This is a genomic window from Streptomyces sp. DSM 118878 (assembly GCF_052936595.1).
In genome coordinates, this window is record NZ_CP193622.1 from 6,299,388 (window position 1) to 6,322,500 (window position 23,113).

At 68.3% G+C, this 23,113-nt stretch carries 19 protein-coding genes; 15 read left to right on the forward strand and 4 right to left on the reverse strand.

The window, feature by feature from the left end:
* The first annotated feature begins 410 nt into the window (after window positions 1-410).
* The 4 genes from ACRAKF_RS28110 to ACRAKF_RS28125 all read left to right on the forward strand — a co-directional run bounded on the left by ACRAKF_RS28110 (window position 411) and on the right by ACRAKF_RS28125 (window position 4,583).
* Window positions 411-884 (forward strand): hypothetical protein, encoded by a 474-nt coding sequence (locus ACRAKF_RS28110; RefSeq protein ID WP_447040324.1) that lies wholly within the window; start codon window positions 411-413, stop codon window positions 882-884.
* Between the two features lie 1,729 nt (window positions 885-2,613).
* Window positions 2,614-3,798 (forward strand): S8 family serine peptidase, encoded by a 1,185-nt coding sequence (locus ACRAKF_RS28115; RefSeq protein WP_447040325.1) that lies wholly within the window; start codon window positions 2,614-2,616, stop codon window positions 3,796-3,798.
* 87 nt (window positions 3,799-3,885) lie between these two features.
* Entirely contained in the window at window positions 3,886-4,224 is a 339-nt protein-coding gene (locus tag ACRAKF_RS28120) for a WXG100 family type VII secretion target (protein WP_447040326.1), read from the forward strand.
* Between the two features lie 56 nt (window positions 4,225-4,280).
* Entirely contained in the window at window positions 4,281-4,583 is a 303-nt protein-coding gene (locus ACRAKF_RS28125; RefSeq protein ID WP_447040327.1) for a WXG100 family type VII secretion target, read from the forward strand.
* A 118-nt stretch (window positions 4,584-4,701) separates the two neighbouring features.
* On the opposite strand, the gene ACRAKF_RS28130 is transcribed toward ACRAKF_RS28125, so the two are convergent.
* Both ACRAKF_RS28130 and eccCa read right to left on the reverse strand, forming a co-directional pair.
* A complete protein-coding gene (locus ACRAKF_RS28130) occupies window positions 4,702-5,007 on the reverse strand; it encodes a DUF397 domain-containing protein (protein ID WP_447040328.1) in 306 nt (101 codons plus the stop codon).
* Window positions 5,008-5,101: 94 nt separating this feature from the next.
* Window positions 5,102-9,076 (reverse strand): type VII secretion protein EccCa, encoded by a 3,975-nt coding sequence (eccCa, locus tag ACRAKF_RS28135; RefSeq protein ID WP_447040329.1) that lies wholly within the window; start codon window positions 9,074-9,076, stop codon window positions 5,102-5,104.
* 367 nt (window positions 9,077-9,443) lie between these two features.
* Between eccCa and eccD the strand changes: the two genes are divergently transcribed.
* From eccD to ACRAKF_RS28175, 8 genes are all read left to right on the forward strand, one after another.
* On the forward strand, window positions 9,444-10,970 hold the full coding sequence (gene eccD, locus ACRAKF_RS28140; RefSeq protein WP_447040330.1) for a type VII secretion integral membrane protein EccD: 1,527 nt from the start codon (window positions 9,444-9,446) through the stop codon (window positions 10,968-10,970).
* 133 nt (window positions 10,971-11,103) lie between these two features.
* On the forward strand, window positions 11,104-11,949 hold the full coding sequence (locus tag ACRAKF_RS28145; protein ID WP_447040331.1) for an outer membrane protein assembly factor BamB family protein: 846 nt from the start codon (window positions 11,104-11,106) through the stop codon (window positions 11,947-11,949).
* A 137-nt stretch (window positions 11,950-12,086) separates the two neighbouring features.
* Window positions 12,087-12,485: a hypothetical protein gene (locus ACRAKF_RS28150; protein WP_447040332.1), complete on the forward strand. Its 399-nt coding sequence runs from the start codon at window positions 12,087-12,089 to the stop codon at window positions 12,483-12,485.
* A 215-nt stretch (window positions 12,486-12,700) separates the two neighbouring features.
* Window positions 12,701-12,988, forward strand: coding sequence for a 30S ribosomal protein S15 (gene rpsO / locus ACRAKF_RS28155; RefSeq protein WP_447040333.1), 288 nt, complete (start codon window positions 12,701-12,703; stop codon window positions 12,986-12,988).
* A gap of 302 nt (window positions 12,989-13,290) precedes the next feature.
* Window positions 13,291-15,510, forward strand: a complete 2,220-nt coding sequence (locus ACRAKF_RS28160) for a polyribonucleotide nucleotidyltransferase (RefSeq protein ID WP_447040334.1) — start codon at window positions 13,291-13,293, stop codon at window positions 15,508-15,510.
* Window positions 15,507-16,886, forward strand: a complete 1,380-nt coding sequence (locus ACRAKF_RS28165) for a M16 family metallopeptidase (protein ID WP_447040335.1) — start codon at window positions 15,507-15,509, stop codon at window positions 16,884-16,886. The genes ACRAKF_RS28160 and ACRAKF_RS28165 overlap by 4 nt, the downstream gene beginning before the upstream one ends.
* Before the next feature lie 60 nt (window positions 16,887-16,946).
* On the forward strand, window positions 16,947-17,699 hold the full coding sequence (gene dapB, locus ACRAKF_RS28170; RefSeq protein WP_447040336.1) for a 4-hydroxy-tetrahydrodipicolinate reductase: 753 nt from the start codon (window positions 16,947-16,949) through the stop codon (window positions 17,697-17,699).
* 29 nt (window positions 17,700-17,728) lie between these two features.
* The gene (locus ACRAKF_RS28175; RefSeq protein ID WP_447040337.1) at window positions 17,729-18,181 is read left to right on the forward strand and encodes a tetratricopeptide repeat protein; all 453 of its coding nucleotides are present in this window, start codon (window positions 17,729-17,731) and stop codon (window positions 18,179-18,181) included.
* A gap of 52 nt (window positions 18,182-18,233) precedes the next feature.
* Here ACRAKF_RS28175 and ACRAKF_RS28180 read toward each other — a convergent pair whose 3' ends face one another.
* The gene (locus tag ACRAKF_RS28180) at window positions 18,234-18,794 is read right to left on the reverse strand and encodes a PH domain-containing protein (protein WP_447040338.1); all 561 of its coding nucleotides are present in this window, start codon (window positions 18,792-18,794) and stop codon (window positions 18,234-18,236) included.
* A 122-nt stretch (window positions 18,795-18,916) separates the two neighbouring features.
* Window positions 18,917-19,156: a hypothetical protein gene (locus ACRAKF_RS28185; RefSeq protein WP_447040339.1), complete on the reverse strand. Its 240-nt coding sequence runs from the start codon at window positions 19,154-19,156 to the stop codon at window positions 18,917-18,919.
* 189 nt (window positions 19,157-19,345) lie between these two features.
* On the opposite strand from ACRAKF_RS28185, the gene thyX reads away from it, so the two are divergent.
* The 3 genes from thyX to ACRAKF_RS28200 all read left to right on the forward strand — a co-directional run bounded on the left by thyX (window position 19,346) and on the right by ACRAKF_RS28200 (window position 22,995).
* On the forward strand, window positions 19,346-20,086 hold the full coding sequence (gene thyX / locus ACRAKF_RS28190) for an FAD-dependent thymidylate synthase (RefSeq protein ID WP_447040340.1): 741 nt from the start codon (window positions 19,346-19,348) through the stop codon (window positions 20,084-20,086).
* 190 nt (window positions 20,087-20,276) lie between these two features.
* Window positions 20,277-21,176: a 4-hydroxy-tetrahydrodipicolinate synthase gene (gene dapA, locus ACRAKF_RS28195; RefSeq protein WP_447040341.1), complete on the forward strand. Its 900-nt coding sequence runs from the start codon at window positions 20,277-20,279 to the stop codon at window positions 21,174-21,176.
* Between the two features lie 133 nt (window positions 21,177-21,309).
* Window positions 21,310-22,995, forward strand: coding sequence for a ribonuclease J (locus ACRAKF_RS28200; protein WP_447040342.1), 1,686 nt, complete (start codon window positions 21,310-21,312; stop codon window positions 22,993-22,995).
* Window positions 22,996-23,113: the final 118 nt, after the last annotated feature.

Here is a 23,113-nt window from a genome sequence, read left to right on the forward strand (position 1 = left end):
GCTCCGCTGGACCTGAACGCCCGTGACCGTAACGGCAGTTGCTCCTGACCGACTGAGTACAGGTACTCAGATGTGTTGAGTAGGGACGGCGTCGCTTCGCGGTCACGATGGTGGCATTGTGCATGCTGTGACCGACGGTGAGTTGCTCAAGCAACGAGCGCGGGTCCGACCGGCGAGGACGCGACCTTGGCCTGAAATGGGTGCCTCGGTGCCAGATCGTGGGACCTGCTGATGCGCATGCGCGAGTCTGCGAGGGCCAACAGTGGCTCATTCTCAACTGCGTCCACTATGAGCGTGGTTGGACGTCTCACCGTGTGTGACTAGAGTGACACGGGCGCGATAAGTGGCCACCAGCCGCGCCACGATCACGAGAGGGTCGGGCAGGCAGGTAAACGGGGAGGGAATGCCTGGTGCTTCCTACGGACGGGCACGGGGGTGCTGCGCCGTCTTCAGGCGCCGATGTCAAGCGCGGGCTGGAAGCGTTGAAGACGTTCCGGCGGCGCATCAACACGCTTCTTACTGAATTCGAAGGTTCGGCCGGCAGCGCGTCGAAAGTCGGTGCGCAGAAGATCTCTCGGGGCTCCTTCAGCGGCGCCGGCAGCGCCTTTCCCGAGGCCGACGCTCTGTACTCACAGTACGACCAGGTCCACGAGCGGCTGACCTCGCTCTCCAGGATGCTGGGCGACCAGATCGACGCCATGGGGATCGCGGTACACGGCGCCGACGTCGGCTTCGACAACCTTGAGGAAGACCTGCGTCAGCGCTTCTGGACGATCCAGACCCGGGTCGGCCGTCAGGAGATGCCGGACGGGCACGAACGAAACGGCAAGCCTGACGCACAGGGCGGCCACGGCAGCGACACGTCCGATGCAGGGTGGTCCTAGTGGGCTTCGAAGGGCATCGCCTCAACGACATGATCGACTTGGTCGAGCAGGCCAAACCGGAGGACATGGAGAGCGCCGGCAAGGCGCTGCAGGGAGCGCGGAATGCCATCGCCGCTGCTGCCAGGCAACTCGGACAGCACATCGACCGGGTCGACTGGGAGGGAGAGGCGGGCGAGGCGTTCCGCAAGTGGGGCAAGAATCTGGTCAAGGACACGCACAAGCTGTCCGACTTCGCTGCTGCCGCGAGCTCACACATGGAGTCGGCTGGTGCTGGGTTGGCGTCGGTGCGTGGCTCCATGCCGCCCCGGGACACTCGAGTCGATCCGAAGTCCATGGGGGACATCCCGGTCCCGAAGCGGGTTGAGGGGGACGAGGAGTACGACGCGGCCGTCAAGACGGAGAAGCACCGTCAAGAGGCGATCAACCAGATGAACCGGCTGGCGTCGTTCTACCTGGTGTCGAGGGAGGGGATGGCGAGCCAGGAGCCGCCTACGTTCTCGGCGATGCCTGAGATCGGGGTGCCAGAGCCGGTACCGGAACGAGATCCCGTGTCGCCCGGTGAGGGAGCGGGTGGGCTGTCCCCTGCCGCAACTGCCCACAATGCTCAAGCGGGCCCGCCTGATCGCCACGCGGACTTGGCGGCCCCAGGAGGCAACGGCTCACCCGACGGCCCCTCGTCTCACGGCTCCTCGACGCCCCGGCTCGACGGGCACGGCCCAATCATCACTCCGGATCGAGCGGTGGGTACGGAGATCGACAGTGTTCAAAGCCTGCCTCCGCAGACCACTGCCCCAGTGCCTGGGCCCCCGTCTCCGAGTCTCGGCCCAACGCCTCATGACACAGCACCAGTTCTGCCCTTTGGTGGCGGTCGCTCCACCCCAAGACTCGGTGACTTCACCGCACGTGCACCCGGTCCCGCGGCGACCTCAAAACAGGTGCCCTCTGCTCAAGGACGCACGGGACCGCCCGGACCGGGAAGAACCTACGACAGTACGGGGCGTGGGCCGGCGGTACCGAACGGTCGCCCTGCTCCCATCAGTCCGACTGCGCAGGGGCGAAGCGTCACTAACCCGACGTCCTCCGGGCAACTACCTATGGGTCGCAGCATCACGGGTGGTACTCCGCGGCGTCTCGGCGAACCGGTCCCGCCCGGCATTCCGAACGCGACCGGTGCCAAGCCGGCCCAGGGTGTAGTCGGTGGTCGGCCCAGCCCAGGACCAGTGCCTGGCGCTGGTGGAACCAGGATGCCGAAGGCGCCTGTAGTAGGGACTGAGGCTTCTGGTGGCTCGCGCACCACGAGCGGCAGCGTCGGTCAACGAGGACTTGCGGGAACGGGTCTTCAGGGCAACGGTGCCAAAGGGCAGGCTTCGCGCCGGATCGGCAACACCCAAGGCGGCGTGGTCGGCACTCCCAAGCCCCGCGAGCGGACCTCAGGAACTCGTAGAAGCGGATTCACCACTGGAGGTGCCGGCCTGGCGCGAAACACCAGTGGTGATCAGCGGCGCTCCGCTCAGGAAGACGAACAGGTGGCGCCGCGGTCCGCTGAGGCCATCGAGGGCGAAGAGACGGATCTGTCCAGGCGGCGCCAAGTACCACCAGTGATCGACTAACCGTGGGCGAGGAAGTGCAGGGCATGAAGTCGGGACCTGACCGACGTGGCAGGCAGAGCACCACGCGGACGAACCGTAGGCGGAGAAGATTCACCCTTATCGGGCCTGTGGTCGCTGCGATGCCGCTTTTGCTCGTGGGGCTGGCACCGAATGCGGCTGCCGATGATGTGAGGTCGAAGCAGTGGTATCTGGAAGCAATGGAAGCGGAGAACCTGTGGAAGGCCAGCACTGGTGAAGGCGTCAGAGTGGCTGTCATCGACACGGGAGTGTCCGAAACACCTTCTCTCCAAGGACGCGTGAAGTCAGGGAAGGATTTCGCTGGACTGTCCGGCGGACCGTTGGACGACTACAACAGCCATGGCACCACGATGGCGGAGCTCATCGCAGGGTCCGGTCAGGAGGGGCTTAAGGGCTTGGCACCCGGAGTCGAGGTCATCTCCTTCCGGGTTGGCCTTGGCAAAGAATTTAAGAACAAGAAGACGAGTGGCATCCCGGAGGCCATTCGAGCAGCGGCCGACAGTGATGCTCAGATCATCAGCATGTCTTTCACGGGCAAATTTCTGCTGCCCAGTGAAAAGAAGGCCGTGGACTACGCTCGATCAAAGGGTAAATTGATGTTCGCAGGTGTCGGAAATGACGCGGGGAAGAAGAATTTCATCGGCTACCCCGCTGCGTACCCGAACGTGATCGGGGTGTCCGCCGCGGACAAGAATGGCAAGGTAGCCAAGTTCTCCGAATTCGGAGAGTACGTCGACCTCGCCGCCCCCGGCCTCGACATCCCCCGCTGGTGCGACAAGACCTTTCGCTCCTACTGCGACGAAGGCGGCGGCGGTACCAGCGCCGCCACTGCCATCGCCTCCGCCTCCGCCGCCCTCGTCTGGTCCAAGCACCCCGACTGGACCGCCAACCAGGTCCTCCGTGTCCTCATCGACACAGCCGGCCGCGACTGGCCGAAGGACGAGCCCAGCGACTATCTCGGCTATGGGCTGATCCGGCCGGCCCGCAATGTCGTCAAGGGCCAAGGGAAGCCCGGGCCCGCGGACGTCGATCCCATCACCAATAAGAAGACCGCCGGTGCCGGTTCCGACGGTGGTGGCTCGACGCCTGACGCTTCCGAGCCCGCCGCGCCCACGCAACCCGCGAAGAAGGTGGCCCCGGACGGGAAGAAGGCTTCCGCCGCCGAGCGGTCCCCAAAAGATGACGGCGGCGGCAGCCTTCTGTGGCCGATCCTGGGCGGCCTCGCCGCAGTCCTGGTGATCGGCGGTGGCGCCTTCGCCGCGATGCGCACTCGACGCCGCACCTGAACCGGGCAGGAGCACGACCTCTCGGCCTGATCACGCTCCGAACCCATCCCACCCATCCCAACGACAGTTCACGAAGGGAGCCCAGCCGTGGCTGAAGGCCAGAAGTTGAACAACCAGCAAGTGGCGCTTCTGAAGAAAGAGATCGTGGGCAAGTACGACTCGGTCCAGAAGCAGCTCAAGCGTCTCCAGGGCACGCTCGACATGATGGAAGGCAACTGGCGGGGCATCGGGGCGCATGCTTTCGACAGGAAGCAGACCGAGATCAACGAGCACATGAGGGCGGTCGGAAATATCCTGGTCGACTTCCTCGAGGGCATCAGCGGCAACGAGAAGCTCACGGACGGGCTCGAGGACCAGGTCCGGTCGACCATGGACAGCATCGACGTCCAGTACGGCGCACAGAAGTCGGCGATCAACAGCTACTGAACCACTGAGGCCTTCGGGGAACGGGTTCCCCACACCTACTGAGAGACGGGGCAGGCATGGCAAACGTGCACTTGGATGAGCTCGCGGTCAAATACGGCGGCCTTGACGCCATCACCACCGAACTCGGCATCCAAGCGAGGCAGTTGGAAGCCGACCTCGCGGATATCAAGCGCGCTGTGGCCAAGGTGGCCGAGGGCTGGGAGGGCGAGGCCCACACGGCGTATACCGCGAAGCAGAAGGAATGGGACAAGCACGTCGAGGCCATTCACCGGGCGCTCGTCGACATCGGACAGAAGGTTGGCCAGGCCGGCGGTGACTACCGGGGCGGCGACCTGAAGGGCGCCAGCTACTTCCAGTGAGCCCGGACCGGTGCATGGCATAGACGAAACGCATGAACGAATCGCATAGAAGAAGCGGGGTGGACGCGCGCGGGAGGCGTCCACCCCGTCCTATGCGTGACCAGTACGCGGCGTCACGTCACTCGGCCGCCGGAACCCCGCCATTGCGCACAGAAGGCTCCAGGTCGAATTCCCCGTCCCGCGCGCCCAGGACGAACGCCTGCCATTCCGCCGCCGTGTACCGCAGCACGGTCTCCGGATCCAGTGACGACCGCATGGCCACGGCGCCCTCGGGCAAGTACGCGATCTCCACCCGCTCCTCGTGTTCGGCGGTGCCCGGCGCGCTGTGCCACTCGATGCCGGAGATGTCGAGGGCGTAGAGCTCCTCCTTCTCGCGTTCCTTGCGAGCCTTTTCCTGCGCCTCTTTGTCGGGTGCATCGGCCATGGCGGAGGGTCCCTTCACAACGTACGAAAAAGCTGTGGGACCACCCTACTTGTGGGCTCCGCCCCTGTTCAGGGGTTGGGAAGAACGGAGGCCCTCAGAACTCCCTGTCCGCCAACCCCGTCTGCACCATCGGTTTGCCCCGCTTCCGCGAGACGAAGATCCCCCGGCCGACCGGCATGGGCCGTGGCCGCACCCCTCCCAGGATGTCACCCTCGTCGGGGTCGCCTGCCAGGACCACGCCCTGGGCTCCGAGCTCTTTCACTCGCTGCATGAACGGCTCGTAGGACGCCCGCCCCGCACCCGCCGTCGACCGGGCGATGATGAAGCGCACCCCCACGTCACGGGCGAACGGGAGGAGCTCGGTGAGATTGCCGAGCGGGTTGCCACTGGACGTGGAGACCAGGTCGTAATCGTCGACGATCACGTACACCGTCGGACCCTGCCACCAGCTGCGCTCACGTAGCTGCCGTGCGGTGACGTCCGCGGGCGGGGTGCGCCGCTGGATCAGGTCGGCCAGAGCCGCCATGTGGTGATCCATGGCGTTGGACATCGGGATGTACTCGGCCAGGTGGGAGGCCGGGGTGGCGTCGAGGAGGGAGCGGCGGTTGTCGACCACGAAGAGTTTGCAGACATCGCCGTTGTAGCGCTCCGTCAGCCGCTTGATGAGCAGCCTCAGCAGGTTGGACTTGCCGGACTCGCTCTCCCCGAAGACGAGGAAGAAGGGATCCTGCTCGAAGTCCACGAAGACCGGCTCGAGGCTGTTCTCGTCGAGGGCGAAGGACAGGCCCCGGTCCGGGAAGACGTGCCCCGGGGGCAGCTCTCCCGCCGGCAGCTCTCGCGGCAGCAGACGGACCGCCGGCGCCCCCGGCGCCGTCCAGTGGCGGGTGACCTCGGCGGTCAGGGCAGCCGTGGCCTCGGCGAGGTCCGTGTCCGAGGACAACCCGTCGATACGTGGGACGGCAGCCATGAAGTGCTGCTTCTGCGGAGTCTGTCCGCGACCGGGCACTCCGGCGGGGACGTTGGCGGCGACCTTCCGGTCGAACTCGGAGTCCATGGTGTCACCGAGCCGCAGTTCGAGACGGTTCATGAGGTGGTCCTTGAGGTTCGCGCGTACCTCCATGGACCGTGATGCGGTGAGGATCAGGTGGACGCCGTAGCCGAGGCCGCGCGCCGCGATGTCGAGAACGGCGGGCTCAAGACCCTCGTACTCGGAACGGAAGTTGCCCCATCCGTCGATGATCAGGAAGACGTCGCCCCAGGGCTGGTCCGTCACCGAGATGTCGCCCCGGGCCCTGCGTGCCCGGAAGTCGGCGATCGACGCGATGCCCGCCGTACGGAAGTACTCCTCGCGTCGGCTCAGCACGCCGTACACCTCGGCGAGCGTGCGCCGCACCCGTTCGGGGTCGAGGCGCGAGGCAACGCCGCCGACATGAGGGAGCCCGGCGACGGAGGCCATCCCGCCACCGCCGAAGTCGAGACCGTACAACTGGACCTCGTACGGGGTGTGGGTGAGGGAGAAGGCCGCGAACAGCGAGCGCAGCAGGGTCGACTTACCGGACTGCGGTCCGCCGACGATCTGCATGTGGCCGGCCGCCCCGGCGAAGTCGCACCACAGGGTGTCGCGGCGCTGTTCGTACGGCTTGTCGACCAGGCCCAGCGGGATGACGAGCCGTCCCGCTCCCTCGTAGCCGGGCTGGGTGAGGCCGCGCCCTTGCACCGCCGTGAGCCCCGGGAGCAGCGCGTCCAGAGACGGCGGGCTGTCCAGCGGCGGCAGCCACACCTGGTGGGCGGCAGGGCCCTGCGCCTCCAAGCGGCGCACGATCACATCGAGGACGGTGTCGGCGAGCGCGTCGTCCGTCTCCGGCCCCGTGGCGGCACGTGGTTCGGGCACGGTCACGGCCGCGTAGTGCACCGGCACCTCGGCCGCGGTGAACAGCACCGGTCGGCGGTCCACGGGGCGTGAGCCGCCTGAAGTCGCGGCCTGCCCCGACCCTGACCGGTACACCCCGGAGACGTACGCCGCCTTGAAGCGCACCATTTCGTCCGTGCCGAACTTCAGATAGCCGGACCCGGGCACATTCGGCAGTTGGTACGCGTCCGGCACGCCCAGCGCCGCGCGCGACTCGGCGGCGGAGAAGGTGCGGAGCCCGACACGGTACGAGAGGTACGTCTCCAGACCCCGGAGCCGCCCTTCCTCCAGGCGCTGCGAAGCCAGCAGCAGATGCACGCCGAGCGAACGGCCGATGCGGCCGATCTGTACGAACATGTCGATGAAATCGGGCTTGGCGGTGAGCAGTTCGCTGAACTCGTCGATGACCAGGACGAGTGAGGGAATGGACTGGAGCGGTGAACCCGCCACCCGCGCCTTCTCGTAGTCGTGGATGTTCGCGTAGTTGCCCGCGTCCCGCAGCAGTTCCTGCCGGCGGTTGAGCTCGCCCCGGATGGAGTCGCCCATGCGGTCGACGAGGGTGAGGTCGTCCGCCAGGTTGGTGATGACCGCGGCGACGTGCGGCATCTGCGCCATGCCCGCGAAGGTCGCACCGCCCTTGAAGTCGGCGAGGACGAAGTTGAGGGTCTCCGAGGAGTGCGTCACGGCGAGGCCGAGCACCAGCGTGCGCAGCAGCTCCGACTTGCCGGAGCCGGTGGCTCCCACGCACAGCCCGTGCGGGCCCATGCCCTCCTGGGCCGCCTCCTTGAGGTCGAGCATCACGGGGCGGCCGTCCTCGCCGACGCCGATGGGGACGCGCAGCCGTTCCGCGAGCGAGCGGGCGCGCCACGTCCGCCTCGTGTCGACCGAGTCGGCGTCACCGAGGTTGAGCAGGTCGGTGAACTCCAGATTGGCCAGCAGCGGCTCGTCGTCATCGCCTCCGGACGGCACGCGCAGCGGGGCGAGCTGCCGGGCCAACGCCTCGGCCCCCTCGTAGGAAAGGACATCCGGAGTTCCCTCGTACACCAGGCCGTGGTCCGACTCGATCCGCAGCGCCCCCGGATGTACCGCGAGGGACAATCCGCCACGGCCCTGCGCCAGCTCGCCTGGTACGACCTCCACGACCGTTACGCCCTGCAGTCCTTCGGGCGACGCGAGCGCGGCAGTCGGAGGCAGCGACAGGCCATCGAGTACGACGACGATGTGCGGCTCGTCCGGCAGAGGGGACCCCTCGGGGTGGAATCGCGGCCGCCCCTGAAGCCGGGCGGAGAGCATGGCTTCCAGTTCGATCGCGTCACCGGTGATGAGCCGACGGCTGCCCGCTCCGTCCGCGGCTCCCGGGACCTGGCTGTGCGGCAGCCACTTGGTCCACTCCCAGCCGGGCGCGGCGGCAGTGCCCGCCCCGACAGCGATCACCAGGTCCTGCGGGGAGTGCAGCGAGGCGAGGGAGGCGGTGAGCGCACGCGCCGTGCCCCGCACCGTCTCGGGGGCCCCGCTGACCGTCACGTGATAGAAGGCGCGCAGTGAGATGGCCATGGGCAGGTCTTCCAGCGTGCTGTGTGCGGCGAGGAAACGCTGCATCGCGCCCGCGGTGAGCGGCTCCAGCTCGTCCACCGGTGCCGTCTGTGGCGGTACGAGCGGCGTGGCGAGCGACTGAGGCCCCAGGCCGATGCGCACCTGCCCGAAGTCCGCGTCGCCCGTGCGGCGCTCCCAGACCCGGCTGCCCTCGGCGACCAGGGCCCACAACTGCTCGGGGGAGGGGTGGAGGTAGTACTGCGCGTCGCGCTGTGCCCGCGCCGTGTCGACGGCGGCACGGCGAGTCTGCTTCAGGTATCCGAGGTAGTCGCGTCGCAGGTCCGCCAACTGCCCCTGGTTGCCCCGGCGATAGCGGATCAGCATGGCTACCGACATGGCCACCGTCGACGCCACCATCACCATGCCCATGACCTTCATGAACGGATGGGCGCTCGGCATGAAGAAGAACACCACGGAGCCGCCCATGCCGAGCATGGGCAGCAGCTGCATCATCGCCCCCTCCTGCTGCCCGCGCGGCAGCTCGGGCGGGGGCTGCAGCACGACCTCGTCGGTGGGGACCGCGGAGGGCAGCGTGCGAGGCGGGCGCTTCACGACGATGTGGCTCACTGAGCACCAATTCCCTTGTAGGGGCGGGCGTTCGGTCCGCCGCCCGGTGGCCGGGCGATGTGATCGCCGTGTGATCCTACTGACACCGCCAGTCACCACTCGGGGATAGGGTGCCGGATGTGCACATGAGTGGCGGTTGAACCGGCCAGGAGGCGTGCAGGGCAACCGCCCGAAGCATGGGGGCATTTCGGGGTATGCGGCGGGGGGACGGCCCGACAATCAGCCAGGTGGGCCGGTTTCTGCACGCCGCTCCGCGCGATGCGACACAGTCGGTGAACAGGGCGCGGGCGCCACATCAGCACGACAGGCACCGGAGCCGACCGCGACCGACGGCGACAGCGGCATCAGCATTGAGGGGGAGCAGCAGGTGAGCATGACGGCCTCCACGAGGGCCACCGGATTCGGGCGGCAGGGCAGCGGAATCACCCCTGAGAGCGAATCCGGACGCGGCTCGGGCGCCGGCCCCGGCACGGCCTTCGGCTTCTGCCGAGTCACCATCGTCGCGCCCGACAGCCGCATCGACGTGGCGCTGCCCGACGATGTCCCGGTCGCCGACATCTACCCCGAGGTCCTACGGCTCTCCCGGCAGGGCCCGGCCGAGGGCGCACCGGTCGGCTACCACCTCGTACGCCGCGACGGCACTGTTCTCGACAGCGCCCGCACCTTCGCGGCCCAGCGCATCCTCGACGGCGAACTCCTCACACTGCGTCCGTTCTCCGAATCGCTGCCACCCGCTGTCTTCGACGACGTTTCCGAGGTCGTCGCGTCCGCGGTGACCCGTGATCGCGTGCTGTGGACCGGCGATCTGACCCGCAACGCCGGACTCGTCGGCGGGACGGTACTGTCCTCCCTCCTCGCTTACGTCGCCTGGGCCGCGGCCCCACGCCACGACATGCATGGACTGCCGGGGATCCTGGCCGCCGTCGCGGGCGTACTGCTGCTCACCTTCGCAGGGGTCCGCGCGCGGGTGTACGACGACCGGGCCGCTGCCCTCGTCCTCGGTCTCGGCGCGCTGCCGAACGTGGCGGTGGCGGGCTCCGGGCTGCTCCCCGTGGCTGACGGGCAGGGCGTGGGCAGGCTCCAGCTCCTGCTGGCTTGTGCCGCTGTTCTGACGGCATCTGTGATCCTCGGGCTGCTCTCACCACGTGGCGACGGCCCGTTCGTCGCCTTCGTCTTCGCCTCCGCGGTCGGTCTGCTCGCCACGTTCCTTGCGGCGTTGTGGCAACTGGAACCTGTTGAGACGGCCGCCCTGTGTGCCCCGCTGGCTGTGGGGGCGCTCGCCTTCCTGCCCGGCCTCTCCATGCGCTTCGCCCGCCTGCCCATCGGCTTCGAACCGCCGCACGGCACGCGTGGCAGTTACGGGACGGACCCCGCGCCGCAGGAGCCCGTCGACGCCGAGCGCATCACCGCCCAAGCCCGCCGAGGCCAGGAACTCCTCGTCGGGCTCGTCGGCGGTTGCGCGCTGGTGGCGATCGGCTCCACCGCGGTACTCGGCTTCTCCGAGGAGACGTGGGGACAGGTCCTGGCCCTGGCCACGGGTGTCGCGATGCTGATGCGAGCGCACCTCTTCCGCTACACCGCGCAGGTCGCCGCCGTGCTGTCCGCAGGCCTGGTGGCCCTCGTCCTGCTCGGCATCGGCCTCTGCCTCGACCTGCCCTCCGGCCCGGCCGGTGACAGTGCGGCGCTAGAGCTGCGGACCATCTGGCTCGTCGCGGTGATCGCGGTGGCGGCGACCCTGGTGACCGGCATCGGCCTGATCGCCTCACGCGCCAGGGTGACCCCGTTCTGGGGCCGCTTCCTTGAGATCGCCGAGTCCTTCGTCCTGCTCACCCTGGTGCCGCTGACGCTCGCGGTCTTCGGCGTGTACGCCGAGGTCAGGGCCATGACGAGCTGACGCGCCGAGTCTCCCGACCACCCCGTAGAGAGGTTCTGTCAGCGTGAGCTTCGGCCCGCCCCCGTCCCGCTTCACCCAGTCCGCGGTCGCGGCAGCCGAGGGCAAGAAGAGGCGTACATCACTGGTCATCGGTGTGCTTCTGGCTCTGATCGCTGCCCTGTGCTCCGGCGCGTGGGCTCTCTGGGGGACAGGTGGCGGTGACGCATCGGATCAGCGGCCGGCCGCAGTTCGGCAACCACCCGACGCGATCCGGGAAACGGTCGAGAAGAGTCCCCGGACTCCGGAAGGCGGCACCGTCGCCGAGTACACGGCCAAGACGCTCAAGGAGGGTGAGGAAGTCTCGGCGCCCGGCCTGTGGGTGACCGACAAGATCGTCGCCAAGGGGACGGGCAACCTCATCAGAGGTATCAGGATCAAGGACTCCGAAGAGGCGTGGCAGATCAAGTTTCCCGGACCCGTCTGTGCCGTGACCCGGCACGTCAGCACGGACGACAGGACCGCTGTCGTCCACGCCGGGCAGCGCCCGTCGAAGAGTGACGGGAACGAGGGCGCGACGGTTTCCTGTGACCGGATAGCGGTCTTCGACGTGGACACGGGCAGGAAGCTCTGGGACAAGAAGCTGTTCGGCGAGAGCGCCCCCGCCATGAGCGTCACCATGACGATGACACGGGGCACCGTGGTCGCAGCCACGGGTGAGGCCTCGGTGGCGTACGACATGACCAGCGGCAAGCGGCTCTGGGGCGATACGAAACCCTCGACCTGCCGTGAGCGCGGGTTCGCCGGAGGCCGCGACCTTCTTGCCCTGGTGCAGTGCGGAGACGGCACCGATCCCGAGTTCCGGATCCAGCGCATCGCTCCCCGCTCGGGGAAGCCTGTGTGGACATACAAGGTCGCCCAGGGGTCCAGGGTGTCAGGATCGCCTCCTCGAAGCCGCCTGTCATCGCGGTTGCGGCAGGATCCGAGCTGGTCACCACCTTGATCGTCCTTACCGAGCGCGGTAAGCAGCGGAGCACGATCCGACTGGAGGGCAACCGGTACGCCCACGGCTGTAACGGGACCTTCAGCTCCGAGGTGGAGCTCTGTAACGGCGTGGTCGTCGGGAAACGGCAGCTATACATGGCGACGAAGCCGCGTGACTTCTCGCCCGAGACCTCACGGGGCCTGCCCTCCAACGAAGTCGTGGCCTTTGACCTGAGTACTGGTAACGGCGTACGTAAATTCGACGCCAAGCCAGGGCGGCCCCTGTTCCCCCTGCGGATGAGCGGCGACAAGGTCATCGCCTACAGAGAAGCGGGGAGTGCGCCTTCCGTAGTCGTCAGCCTCGATCCGGACTCGGGCAAGGAGACCCTCCTGCTGCTCTTCTGGAACTCCGAGATGCCGGAGATGTCGGCGCTCGAGCCCCCGGATGTGGTCTACGAACGCGGCAGGATCTTCTTCGGGGTCACCCATGTCCAACGGATGAAGGGCGACGGGCCGCACCAGCTGGTGATGAGAGGGTTCGAGACCAGCGGCTGACCTCCGCTCCGGGGCCGTCACGCCGGCTGGTAGCCTGTGTAACGACCGTCAGTCTGCATACCCCCCGATCCCGCAAGGATCAGGACGGGGAACGCAGGGACCCGGACCCGTAAGGGTCCGTCCGACGGCCCATCCAGCCCCCCGAGTCACAGAAGCTCCCCTGAGATTTAGACCAGGGGCACTCGGAGGCACACGAAACATCACGAGGAGTACGCGTGTCGCTTGACGCCGCTACGAAGAAGCAGATCATGACCGAGTTTGCCCAGAAGGAGGGCGACACCGGCTCCCCCGAGGTTCAGGTGGCGATGCTCTCCCGCCGGATCTCGGACCTGACCGAGCACCTCAAGACGCACAAGCACGACCACCACTCCCGTCGTGGTCTGCTGATCCTGGTCGGCCAGCGTCGCCGTCTGCTTCAGTACCTGGCCAAGAAGGACATCCAGCGCTTCCGTGCGCTGGTCGAGCGCCTGGGCATCCGCCGCGGTGCGGCGGGCGCCAAGTAAGACGACGTGAAGGGAGCGGTTCCCACTCGAAGCACTCGAAGGGGGCCGCTCCCTTTGCTGTACGTGCGCAGTGTCACCGTGGCTTTGTAGTCTGGTGACGGATGGGAGAGGCGCACCCAGCCGCCGCCGGTCCTCGGTAGTGGCCCCCGGAGCAATCCCCGGGAGCTTCGATCGAAGACCGGCCCGCACACACGGCGCGCTTCTCCACACAGTCCCCGTCCTTGGAAGGACGCAGGGGACGCCGCCCCCGGGCCACACGGGCCCCCGGGCGAGAAGACGAAACGTAGACACGTAGGAGAACAGTGGAGAACGAGACCCACTACGCCGAGGCCGTCATCGACAACGGCACGTTCGGCACCCGCACCATCCGCTTCGAGACGGGCCGCCTGGCCAAGCAGGCCGCAGGCTCCGCCGTCGCGTACCTGGACGACGACACCATGGTGCTGTCGGCCACCACCGCTTCCAAGCGGCCCAAGGACCAGCTCGACTTCTTCCCCCTCACGGTGGACGTCGAGGAGCGGCAGTACGCCGCAGGCAAGATCCCCGGTTCGTTCTTCCGGCGTGAGGGCCGTCCCTCCGAGGACGCGATCCTGACCTGCCGCCTGATCGACCGCCCGCTGCGTCCTTCCTTCAAGAAGGGCCTGCGCAACGAGATCCAGATCGTCGAGACGATCATGGCGCTCAACCCCGACCACCTGTACGACGTGGTCGCGATCAACGCCGCCTCCTGCTCCACGCAGCTGGCCGGCCTGCCCTTCTCGGGCCCGATCGGCGGCACGCGCGTGGCCCTCATCAAGGGCCAGTGGGTCGCCTTCCCGACGCACACCGAGCTCGAGGACGCCGTCTTCGACATGGTCGTCGCCGGTCGCGTCCTGGACGACGGCGACGTCGCGATCATGATGGTCGAGGCCGAGGCCACCGAGAAGACCATCCAGCTCGTCCAGGACGGCGCCGAGGCGCCGACCGAAGAGGTCGTCGCCGCCGGTCTCGAGGCCGCGAAGCCCTTCATCAAGGCCCTCTGCAAGGCCCAGTCGGACCTCGCCGCGAAGGCCGCCAAGCCGACCGGCGACTTCCCGGTCTTCCTGGACTACGAGGACGACGTCCTGGAGGCGCTCACCGCCGCCGTCAAGTCGGAGCTCTCCCAGGCGCTGACCATCGCCGGCAAGCAGGAGCGCGAGGCCGAGCTGGACCGCGTCAAGGAGATCGCCTCCGAGAAGCTGCTCCCGAAGTTCGAGGGCCGCGAGAAGGAGATCTCGGGTGCGTACCGCGCGCTGACCAAGAACCTGGTCCGCGAGCGCGTCATCAAGGACAAGGTCCGCATCGACGGCCGCGGCGTCACGGACATCCGTACGCTCGCCGCCGAGGTCGAGGCCATCCCGCGCGTGCACGGCTCGGCGCTGTTCGAGCGTGGCGAGACCCAGATCCTGGGCGTCACCACCCTCAACATGCTCCGCATGGAGCAGCAGCTCGACACCCTCTCCCCGGTGACGCGCAAGCGCTACATGCACAACTACAACTTCCCGCCGTACTCGGTCGGCGAGACCGGCCGCGTCGGTTCGCCGAAGCGCCGCGAGATCGGCCACGGCGCGCTCGCCGAGCGCGCGATCGTGCCGGTGCTCCCCTCGCGCGAGGACTTCCCGTACGCGATCCGTCAGGTCTCCGAGGCCCTCGGTTCCAACGGCTCGACGTCCATGGGCTCGGTCTGCGCCTCCACGATGTCGCTGCTGAACGCCGGTGTGCCGCTGAAGGCCGCCGTCGCCGGTATCGCCATGGGCCTGATCTCCCAGGAGATCGACGGCCAGACGCACTACGTCGCCCTCACCGACATCCTCGGTGCGGAGGACGCGTTCGGCGACATGGACTTCAAGGTCGCCGGTACGAAGCAGTTCGTGACCGCGCTCCAGCTCGACACCAAGCTCGACGGCATCCCCGCCTCGGTCCTGGCCGCCGCGCTGAAGCAGGCCCGCGACGCGCGTCTGCACATCCTCGACGTGATGAACGAGGCCATCGACGTTCCGGACGAGATGTCCCCGAACGCGCCGCGCATCATCACCGTCAAGATCCCGGTGGACAAGATCGGTGAGGTCATCGGCCCCAAGGGCAAGATGATCAACCAGATCCAGGAGGACACCGGCGCCGACATCACGATCGAGGACGACGGCACCATCTACATCGGTGCCCAGCAGGGCTCGCAGGCCGAGGCCGCCCGCGCCACGATCAACGGCATCGCCAACCCGACCATGCCGGAGGTCGGCGAGCGCTACCTGGGTACGGTCGTCAAGACCACCACCTTCGGTGCGTTCGTGTCCCTGATGCCGGGCAAGGACGGTCTGCTGCACATCTCGCAGATCCGCAAGCTCGCCGGCGGCAAGCGCGTGGAGAACGTCGAGGACGTCGTCGGCGTGGGCCAGAAGGTCCAGGTCGAGATCGCCGAGATCGACTCCCGCGGCAAGCTCTCCCTCATCCCCGTCATCGAGGGCGAAGAGGGCGACGACGACCAGAAGGACGACACCGACAAGTGACGTCACGTAGCACCACGACGACGGCCCGCCCCTCTTCGGAGGCGCGGGCCGTCGCCCGTACCCAAACCCTCATCAAGGGCGAGCACGGCATCGGCACGGTCCGCAGGACGACCCTCCCCGGCGGCCTGCGCGTCGTCACGGAGACCCTGCCCTCCGTACGCTCGGCGACCTTCGGCATCTGGGCGAACGTCGGCTCACGCGACGAGACCCCGTCGCTGAACGGCGCCACGCACTACCTTGAGCACCTCCTCTTCAAGGGCACCAAGAAGCGCAGTGCCCTCGACATCTCGTCCGCGCTCGACGCGGTCGGCGGCGAGATGAACGCCTTCACGGCGAAGGAGTACACGTGCTACTACGCGCGCGTGCTCGACACCGACCTGCCGCTCGCCATAGACGTCGTCTGCGACATGCTGACGGGCTCCCTGATCCTCCAGGAGGATGTCGACGCCGAGCGCGGCGTCATCCTCGAGGAGATCGCGATGACCGAGGACGACCCGGGCGACTGCGTGCACGACCTGTTCGCGCACACGATGCTCGGCGACACCCCCCTCGGCCGCCCGGTCCTCGGCACCGAGGACACCGTCAACGCCCTCACCGCGGACCGCATCCGCCGCTTCTACAAGAAGCACTACGACCCCACCAACCTCGTGGTCGCCGCCGCGGGCAACGTGGACCACAACAAGGTCGTACGCCAGGTCCGCGCCGCCTTCGAGAAGTCCGGCGCGCTGCGGCACACCGACGCCGTCCCGGTGATCCCGCGCCAGGGCTCCCGGTCGCTGCGCACCGCGGGCCGCGTCGAGGTCGTCAACCGCAAGACCGAGCAGGCCCACGTCATCCTCGGCATGCCGGGCCTGGCCCGTACCGACGACCGCCGCTGGGCCCTCGGCGTGCTGAACACCGCACTCGGCGGCGGCATGTCGTCCCGCCTCTTCCAGGAGGTGCGGGAGAAGCGCGGCCTCGCCTACAGCGTGTACTCGTACACCTCGGGCTTCGCCGACACCGGACTCTTCGGGGTGTACGCGGGCTGCCGGCCGAGCCAGGTGCACGACGTCCTCAAGATCTGCCGCGACGAGCTCGACCAGGTCGCCGAGCACGGTCTGTCGGACGACGAGATCACGCGCGCCATCGGCCAGCTCGCGGGCTCCACCGTCCTCGGTCTCGAGGACACCGGCGCCCTGATGAACCGTATCGGCAAGAGCGAGCTCTGCTGGGGCGAGCACATGTCGGTCGACGACATGCTGGCCAGGATCTCGGCGGTCACCCCCGACGAGGTGCGCGAGGTGGCCCGTGACGTCCTGGGGCACCGCCCGTCCCTGTCGGCCATCGGCCCGCTCAAGGACAAGCAGGCGGCCCGCCTCCACGACGCGGTCGCCTAACGCCGCGAGGGCTCAACCGGCTCAACCGGCCCAACCGGCTCGACGTAAGGAATGAAGGACATGAGCAAGCTGCGCGTGGCGGTCATCGGCGCCAAGGGCCGTATCGGCTCCGAGGCGGTCAAGGCCGTCGAGGCCGCCGACGACATGGAACTGGTCGCCGCACTCGGCCGTGGCGACAAGCTGGAGTCGCTGGTGGAGGCCGGCGCCCAGGTCGTCGTCGAGCTGACCCACCCCGACTCGGTGATGACCAACCTCGACTTCTGCGTGGGCCACGGCATCCACGCCGTCGTCGGCACCACGGGCTGGACCGACGAGCGCCTCGCGCGGCTGCGCACCTCCCTCGCCGCGTCCCCGGAGACGGGCGTGCTCATCGCCCCGAACTTCTCCATCGGCGCGGTCCTGACGATGAAGTTCGCGCAGATCGCCGCGCCCTACTTCGAGTCCGTCGAGGTCGTCGAGCTGCACCACCCGAACAAGGCCGACGCCCCCAGCGGCACCGCCGCGCGCACCGCCCAGCTCATCGCCGAGGCCCGACGGCAGGCCGGCAGCGCCGCGCAGCCCGACGCCACGACGACGGCCCTGGACGGCGCGCGCGGCGCGGACGTCGACGGCGTACGGGTGCACTCCGTGCGGCTGCGCGGCCTCCTGGCCCACCAGGAGGTGCTGCTCGGCGGCGAGGGGGAGACCCTGACCGTCCGGCACGACTCGCTGCACCACAGCAGCTTCATGCCGGGCATCCTGCTCGGCGCCCGCCGCGTGGTGAGCACTCCGGGCCTGACCTTCGGCCTCGAACACTTCCTGGACCTCGGCTGAGCCGGGAAGAGAACTCGATGCGAGCCTCCATGCGAGCGAAGATCACCTACGCCGTCACGGCCGCCGTCCTGGTCGTCTACTTCGTCCTGGTCGGCAGCCGTGGTGTGCTCCTCATTCAGCACGGCACCCTGCTCACCGTCACCTTCGGTGTCGCGGTGCTGATCCTGCCGGTCATCGGCGTCTGGTTCCTCTGGCAGAACACCCGCTTCGTCCAGCGTGCCAACCGGCTCGCCGCCGAACTCGACGCCGAAGGCGGCCTGCCCGTCGACGAGTTGAGGCGCACTCCCGGCGGCCGCATCGACCGCGACTCGGCCGACGAGGTCTTCGCCCGACGCAAGGCCGAGACGGAGGACGCCCCGGACGACTGGCGCTGCTGGTTCCGCCTCGCCGTCGCCTACCACGACGCCCGGGACACACCTCGGGCACGCAAGGCCATGCAACGGGCCATCGCCCTGCGCGAGGGCCGGCCGGTGAACGTCTGACCTGCGGCGCACGGGGTGCGGCGTACGAGATGCGGCGAAGGTGCCTGACGCCTCAGGCGGTGGTGCGGTACTCGTCGGCCCAGACCTCGATGGAGTCGGCCGCCCGGTTGAACGCCTCGTGCCGGGCCAGGAAGTCGGCGTTCCGGTCGGTGAGCAGCAACCGCTGCGCATCGGCCGCCTGACCACGTCGTACGAGGATGAGTGCCTGCCCCTGCACCGTGCGGGGCAGGCCCAGCCAGCGCACCGGCTGCTGCGCGGTCCGCACGGCCGCGACCTGCGACCACGGCACGGTCTGCGTGGACAGGAAGCCGACCCGGCGCACCCCGTGCGCGCTCACCCAGGTGCCCATGCGCAGCAGCCGCAAGGAGCCCGCGATGATGACCGCGGCGAGCACCGCGCAGATCGACGCGGCCGCGAGCGAGTCCGCGAGCGCGATGATCACCGCGGCGAAGAGCATGAATGAGGCGAGCAGCAGCAGAAGCGCGGCGGTGCCCACCCGCCAAGGTCCGGGACGGTAGGGCCGGCGCCACTGGTCGCGGTCGTCGAAGGGCATCGCCACGTCGTACGCCGCGTCGTCGAAGGCGCGGTCCGCGGTCAGGAAAGGCAGGGGCACGGGCTGGTCCTCACTCGATCCACGCATGAGCTGTGCCCGGTGAGGTTATCTAGCCGTGCCCCCTGCCACCACCCTCGGGGGTCCGGACGAGTCAACGTCCGGATTGGGCTGAATTTGCCCGGTCAGCGACTGTCCGAGGCCTCGGACTGCTGGGTGTGCGCGGGTGAGTGGTCGGCCGACATCGCGGGCATCCCGAAGAGCAGGGATCCCACGAGACCGGCGACGACGGTCAGCCCGATGAGCGTGCGGCCCACGATCTGACTTGCCGTAGCGCGCTCGGGGGGCGGGGGAGTGACGTTGCTGCGGAACTTGTCGGCTTCGGCGATGAAGGCGAACGGGACGGGCTCTCGCCGACGGAACATGGGGCGCGCTTCTCCTCACGGGTCTCGAACTTTCTCTCTCACCTAGACAGACGCTCGAATCGCCCAAAAGGTGCCCCGTTTCAGCAAATTAGTCGAAGAATGTCGCGGCGGGTCACCGAACGGCCGATTGTCGGTGCCGGGCCATAGAGTGGGCGCCGCCCGAGTGATGCACATGGAAGGACCCCGCCAGTGAGCGAGACCCCCACCGAAGACCTCAAGCCCAGCTTCCGCAGCGAGGTCACCGTCGAACTGGTGAAGCACGCCGCCGCCGACTCCGACGTCCTGTGGGCAGCCCGCGTCTCGACGGCGGGCGAGCAGTCCCTCGACGAGCTCCAGAAGGACCCGGAGCGCTCGAAGGGCCTGATCAACTACCTGATGCGGGACCGCCACGGCAGCCCCTTCGAGCACAACTCGATGACGTTCTTCATCAGCGCCCCCATCTTCGTCTTCCGCGAGTTCATGCGCCACCGCGTCGGCTGGTCGTACAACGAGGAATCCGGTCGCTACAGGGAGCTGGAGCCCGTCTTCTACGTCCCCGACGAGTCCCGCAAGCTGGTCCAGGAGGGCCGCCCCGGCAAGTACGTCTTCGTCGAGGGCACCGAGGCCCAGCAGGAGCTCACGGGCCGCGTCATGGAGGACTCCTACCGCCAGGCGTACGAGGCGTACCAGGAGATGCTCGCCGCGGGCGTCGCCCGTGAGGTCGCCCGCGCGGTGCTCCCCGTCGGCCTCTTCTCCTCGATGTACGCGACGTGCAACGCCCGCTCGCTGATGCACTTCCTCGGTCTGCGCACGCAGCACGAGCTCGCCAAGGTCCCGTCCTTCCCGCAGCGGGAGATCGAGATGGTCGGCGAGAAGATGGAGCAGCACTGGGCCGGACTGATGCCGCTGACCCACGCGGCGTTCAACAAGAACGGGCGCGTGGCCCCGTAAGGCACTGATGTGCGGACAGCAGGAGCGAAGTGTCCGGATTGCGGCACTTCGTGAAGTTCGCCTAGCCTGATCGAACGGACCCGGTACTGCCTGAACCCCCGAGCAGGCAGTACCGGGCTCCGCATCCGACTGGTCCGCTCACGTCCCCCGAGGGGGGACCCCGCGCTGAGCAGCGAGTAGCGTGTTACCCATGGCTCCGACCTCCACTCCGCAGACCCCCTTCGGGCGGGTCCTCACCGCCATGGTCACGCCCTTCAGGGCGGACGGCGCACTCGACCTCGACGGCGCGCAGCAGCTCGCCGCCCACCTGGTGGACGCAGGCAATGACGGCCTCGTCATCAACGGCACCACCGGTGAGTCCCCGACCGTCAGTGACGCGGAGAAAAACGACCTCGTACGAGCCGTACTCGAGGCGGTCGGAGACCGCGCCCACATCGTCGCGGGCGTCGGCACCAACGACACCCGCCACAGCATCGAGCTCGCCCGCGCCGCCGAGCAGGCCGGCGCCCACGGACTGCTGACCGTCACGCCGTACTACAACAAGCCCCCGCAAGAGGGGCTGCTCCGGCACTTCACCGCGATCGCCGACAGCACCGAGCTGCCCGTCATGCTGTACGACATCCCGGGCCGCAGCGGCGTACCGATCAACACCGAGACGATCGTCCGCCTCGCCGAGCACCCCAGGATCGTCGCCAACAAGGACGCCAAGGGCGACCTCGGCCGCGCGAGCTGGGCCATCGCCCGCTCGGACCTGGCGTGGTACTCCGGCGACGACATGCTGAACCTGCCGCTCCTGTCCGTCGGCGCGTGCGGTTTCGTCTCGGTCGTCGGCCACGTCGTCACCCCCGAACTGCGCGCGATGCTCGAGGCGCACCTCTCGGGTGATGTACAGAAGGCCACCGAGATCCACCAGAAGCTGCTCCCGGTCTTCACCGGCATGTTCCGCACGCAGGGCGTGATCACGACCAAGGCCGCGCTGGCCCTCCAGGGCCGGCCCGCGGGACCGCTCCGCCTGCCGATGGTGGAGCTGACGCCCGACGAGACGGCCCAGCTCAAGATCGACCTCGCCGCCGGCGGGGTACAGCTCTGACCACAGACTTCACAACTGAATACGCGACACCCGCGGGCCCCTGGCCCGCACCCACCCAACAACTGCTCACGCACGAACGTCACGCGCGCCACGTGCCCCGGAGGTACGTGGCGCGCGTGGTGAGGAGAGTCTTTTGAGTCATCCGCATCCTGAACTCGGCGCCCCGCCAAAGCTCCCGAAGGGCGGCCTGCGGGTCACCCCGCTGGGCGGCCTCGGTGAGATCGGCCGCAACATGACCGTCTTCGAGTACAACGGTCGCCTGCTGATCGTCGACTGCGGAGTGCTCTTCCCCGAGGAGGAGCAGCCCGGGATCGACCTGATCCTGCCGGACTTCACGTCCATCAGGGACCGCCTCGACGACATCGAGGGCATCGTCCTCACGCACGGTCACGAGGACCACATCGGCGGTGTCCCCTACCTCCTGCGGGAGAAGCCGGACATCCCGCTGATCGGCTCCAAGCTGACCCTCGCGCTGATCGAGGCGAAGCTCCAGGAGCACCGCATCCGTCCGTACACGCTCGAGGTCGTCGAGGGCGACCGCGAGCACCTCGGCCCGTTCGACTGCGAGTTCATCGCGGTCAACCACTCCATCCCGGACGCGCTGGCCGTCGCCATCCGCACCCCCGCGGGCATGGTCGTCGCCACCGGCGACTTCAAGATGGACCAGCTCCCGATGGACGGCCGCCTGACCGACCTCCACGCGTTCGCCCGGCTGAGCGAGGAGGGCATCGACCTCCTCCTCTCGGACTCCACGAACGCCGAGGTACCGGGCTTCGTCCCGCCCGAGCGCGACATCTCGGGCGTGATCCGCGGCGTCTTCGCCGGCGCCCAGAAGCGCATCATCGTCGCGAGCTTCGCCAGCCATGTGCACCGCATCCAGCAGGTCCTGGACGCCGCCCACGAGTACGGCCGCAGGGTCGCCTTCGTGGGCCGCTCGATGGTCAGGAACATGGGCATCGCCCGCGACCTCGGCTATCTCAGGGTGCCGCCGGGCCTCGTCGTCGACGTCAAGACGCTCGACGACCTGCCCGACAGCGAGGTCGTCCTGGTCTGTACGGGTTCCCAGGGCGAGCCCATGGCCGCGCTCTCCCGCATGGCCAACCGCGACCACCAGATCCGCATCGTCCAGGGCGACACGGTGATCCTGGCGTCGTCGCTCATCCCCGGCAACGAGAACGCGGTCTACCGCGTGATCAACGGCCTGACCCGCTGGGGAGCCAACGTCGTCCACAAGGGCAACGCGAAGGTGCACGTCTCCGGCCACGCGTCGGCCGGCGAGCTCCTGTACTTCTACAACATCTGCAAGCCCAAGAACCTGATGCCGGTCCACGGCGAATGGCGCCACCTGCGCGCCAACGCCGAGCTCGGCGCCCTCACCGGCGTCCCGCACGACCGCATCGTGATCGCCGAGGACGGCGTGGTCGTCGACCTGGTCGAGGGCAAGGCCAAGATCGTCGGCAAGGTCCAGGCCGGTTACGTGTACGTCGACGGCCTCTCGGTCGGCGACGTGGGCGAGCCCGCGCTGAAGGACCGGAAGATCCTCGGCGACGAGGGCATCATCTCGGTCTTCCTCGTGGTGGACTCCAGCACCGGGAAGATCACCGGTGGTCCCCACATCCAGGCCAGGGGTTCCGGTATCGACGACGGAGTGTTCGTCACCGTCATCCCGAAGATCCAGGAAGTCCTGGAGAAGTCGGCCCAGGACGGCGTCGTCGAGCCCCACCAGCTACAGCAGCTCATCCGCCGCACGCTGGGCAAGTGGGTGTCGGACAACTACCGCCGACGCCCGATGATCCTGCCCGTGGTCGTCGAGGTCTGACCCTCCCGACCGCACGGACTCCGGAGCGGGGCGCCTCGATTTGCATCGAGGCGCCCCGCTCCGTTAGGTTTACGGCTCCGCCCAACCGGGAAGCACCGCGCACTGTCGTGCCGGGGCC

Excerpts from the sequence above, each read along its gene's own strand:
- ACRAKF_RS28130 (WP_447040328.1), bottom strand. The coding sequence starts at position 5,007 with ATGGCCGATGCACCCGACAAAGAGGCGCAGGAAAAGGCTCGCAAGGAA.
- ACRAKF_RS28185 (WP_447040339.1), bottom strand. The coding sequence starts at position 19,156 with ATGTTCCGTCGGCGAGAGCCCGTCCCGTTCGCCTTCATCGCCGAAGCC.
- dapA (WP_447040341.1), top strand. The coding sequence starts at position 20,277 with ATGGCTCCGACCTCCACTCCGCAGACCCCCTTCGGGCGGGTCCTCACC.
- ACRAKF_RS28175 (WP_447040337.1), top strand. The coding sequence starts at position 17,729 with ATGCGAGCGAAGATCACCTACGCCGTCACGGCCGCCGTCCTGGTCGTC.
- ACRAKF_RS28150 (WP_447040332.1), top strand. The coding sequence starts at position 12,087 with ATGGCGACGAAGCCGCGTGACTTCTCGCCCGAGACCTCACGGGGCCTG.
- dapB (WP_447040336.1), top strand. The coding sequence starts at position 16,947 with ATGAGCAAGCTGCGCGTGGCGGTCATCGGCGCCAAGGGCCGTATCGGC.
- ACRAKF_RS28125 (WP_447040327.1), top strand. The coding sequence starts at position 4,281 with ATGGCAAACGTGCACTTGGATGAGCTCGCGGTCAAATACGGCGGCCTT.
- ACRAKF_RS28115 (WP_447040325.1), top strand. The coding sequence starts at position 2,614 with ATGCCGCTTTTGCTCGTGGGGCTGGCACCGAATGCGGCTGCCGATGAT.